This window comes from Acidisoma sp., assembly GCF_035492295.1.
Taxonomy (GTDB): domain Bacteria; phylum Pseudomonadota; class Alphaproteobacteria; order Acetobacterales; family Acetobacteraceae; genus Acidisoma.
The window spans coordinates 1-2,371 of record NZ_DATJJK010000265.1 but is presented as its reverse complement, the minus strand read 5'-3'; the positions used below and the strand labels follow the sequence as shown (position 1 = coordinate 2,371).

Annotated in this window: 4 protein-coding genes; all 4 read right to left on the bottom strand. The window is 66.3% G+C overall.

What is annotated here, in order from left to right; all coding sequences use genetic code 11:
• Positions 1-495: PfkB family carbohydrate kinase (locus VL752_RS19865; RefSeq protein WP_325357960.1), on the bottom strand; the 495-nt coding region annotated here is incomplete at its 3' end.
• Positions 492-1,337: a BtpA/SgcQ family protein gene (locus tag VL752_RS19860; RefSeq protein ID WP_325357958.1), complete on the bottom strand. Its 846-nt coding sequence runs from the start codon at positions 1,335-1,337 to the stop codon at positions 492-494. The genes VL752_RS19860 and VL752_RS19865, both read right to left, overlap by 4 nt.
• On the bottom strand, positions 1,337-2,017 hold the full coding sequence (locus VL752_RS19855; RefSeq protein WP_325357956.1) for a TenA family protein: 681 nt from the start codon (positions 2,015-2,017) through the stop codon (positions 1,337-1,339). Before VL752_RS19855 ends, VL752_RS19860 begins: the two co-directional genes overlap by 1 nt.
• On the bottom strand, positions 2,014-2,371 hold a 358-nt coding region (locus tag VL752_RS19850; protein WP_325357954.1), incomplete at its 5' end, for a glutamine amidotransferase. The genes VL752_RS19855 and VL752_RS19850, both read right to left, overlap by 4 nt.

Sequence of the window (2,371 nt, the reverse complement as noted above, 5' to 3'; positions counted from 1 at the left end):
CGGCCAGCGAAGTGGAGCGGTATTGAGAATAACGCGCGCGCTGTTGGCCCGAAGAGCGGCCTCGGTTGCGGGGAGCGAGAGATTGCCTTGTAACAGCAGCCAATCTTCCGGCCCTGTCTGGCCAGCGAAGGACGCAGCCTCCGCGGCACTCAGCGCATCGGCGGCGAGGCCCGCAGTGGCGATGCAATTCTCGCCCTCGGGGGTCACCATGATGACCGACAAATCCGTGGGCGCCGGCACCGCGAGGGCCTGGAAGGCGAGGGGTTCGGCCGCAAGGATACCGGAGAGCTGCGCGCCATCCGCATCGTCCCCGAGGGGGGCGGCGAAGCGGACATTGGCGCCAGCCCGCCCGGCAACCACCGCCTGATTGAGGCCCTTGCCGCCAGGCGCGCGGGCGACGCTCTCCGCGACCAATGTCTCGCCTGGCGCGGGCAGGCGCGCCATGCCGAGCGACAGGTCGAAGCCGGCATTGCCCAGAACGAAGACCCGGCTCATGCCCGAACGCGATCTGCCTCGGCCATGAAGACGCGCACCCGCTCGGGGTCGACCTCGTTCCACCAGACACCATCGCGCTTCAGATAGCTCGCGATGATCACGCCATCCGCGATGTCGAGGATGGAGCCGACATTTTCGGGCATGACACCGGAACCAATGACCACGGGCAGGCTGCAACCAGCGCCGATGGCCCGGATCTCCTCCGGCGTTGCGGCGTCCCCGGTGCGCTGGCCAGTCGCGATGGCAACATCGGCGTCGAAGAATTCAGCATCGCGGGCGAGTTCGGGGATGGACCGGTCAGCCGTAATGGCATGGGCGCCGTGCTTCACGTGAACATCGGCGAAGACCTTGACGCTGCGGGCATGCAGCCAGGCGCGGTAGCGCATGGCCTGGCCGGCGGGGCCGTCCATCAATCCCTCATTCGCGACATAGGCATTCGTCCATTGATTGACACGGACGAAGGCAGCGCCTGCGGCTTTGGCGATGGCAAGGGCCTGGATCGCGCCATTGGCGAGCACGTTGACGCCGACGGGAAGCGTGCTCGCGCGGCGCACGGCATCCGTCATCACGGCCATGGAGGCTGCCGTTTCCGGCCCCAGCTGGTCCGGCTTGGCGAAGGGAATGTCGCCATGGTTTTCGACGATCAGCCCGTCCAGTCGGCCGGCTTCGTAGCGGCGTGCTTCCTCCACCGCGTAGCCGATGATGCTATCCATGCTCTCGCCTTCATAGGCCGGGGAGCCGGGCAGGGCGCGGGAATGGATGACCCCGATTACTACCTTGCGTCGCCCGAAGATCGCTTCGAGCGCATGCGGTTTGGGTCGGAAAACAGGTTTGGCGGGCATTATGCCGTCTCCTCGCTACGCGGCACCGGCCAGGAGCTGTCGTAGGCAGCGCTGTGAAAGTCTATTTCGAGTTCGAGGGCGCGGCGAAAGAGCATGGAAAGCCGGGCGCGACCGTCCTCGTCCATGGCCGCACCTTCCCGGTCCACCTCGGCGCGCAACCATGCCGCACCATTCAGGAACTCTGGTTCGGCATGCAGCCGCACCCAGGCTTCGAGCCAGGGCTCTCGGCTCGGATGCTGGTTGGCGCGGCTGCACCAGGTGCCATACATCCATTCGGCCGCCAGCATGATGGTCACGATGTCGGGGTAGGTACCATCCTCCGCAATCCTCTGCATGCCGCGTGCGAAATCCTGCACGGCGGAGGGCATCGGCTGGTTCGTCTCGACGAGACCGAGCCCCGCGAAACAGTCCTGGAACCAGACCAGCTGGGCTTCGGAGAGTGCATGCAAGGTTGCGATCAGGCGCCGTCGCTGGGCGAAGGCTGGCGCCTTCAGCAGCGCATGACCGAAGATGGTGACGGCGGTTTCCACAAAGCTGTGCTCGAAGATGAAATAGCGAGCGAGCACGTCCGCCGGCAAGCGGTCCTGCTCGATTTCGGTGACGAAGCGATGCGTCTGCATCGCTTCCCACACATCTATATTTTCAGCCCGAAGGCGGGCCGAGACGCCGGTGGGGGTCACTGGGCGGAATCCGAGAGCCAGGCGAGGAGGTTGCGCCACAGCATGCCGTAGCCGCTCCAGGCGACGAAGTCGTTCGGAACCCAATGCGGCCCGATGTCGGAGGTCCAGACCGCGGTGCGGCCGCGCCCGTGCGTTCCGGTCACAAGAAGCGGAAACCCGCCTTCCTCGGCCGGCAGGCGGGCGAGGACCTCGGCGCCGGGCCGGGGTTCGACTTCGTTGGCGCCGAGCAGCAGCGGCCACTCGCCCGTGATCCCCTTCAGGATCGGATGTTCGGGCGCGAGGATTTCGGCGCGGAAGCCATCGGGGATTTCGATGCGGTCGTCATAGGGCAGGCAGGTCACGGGCAGGGCGTCT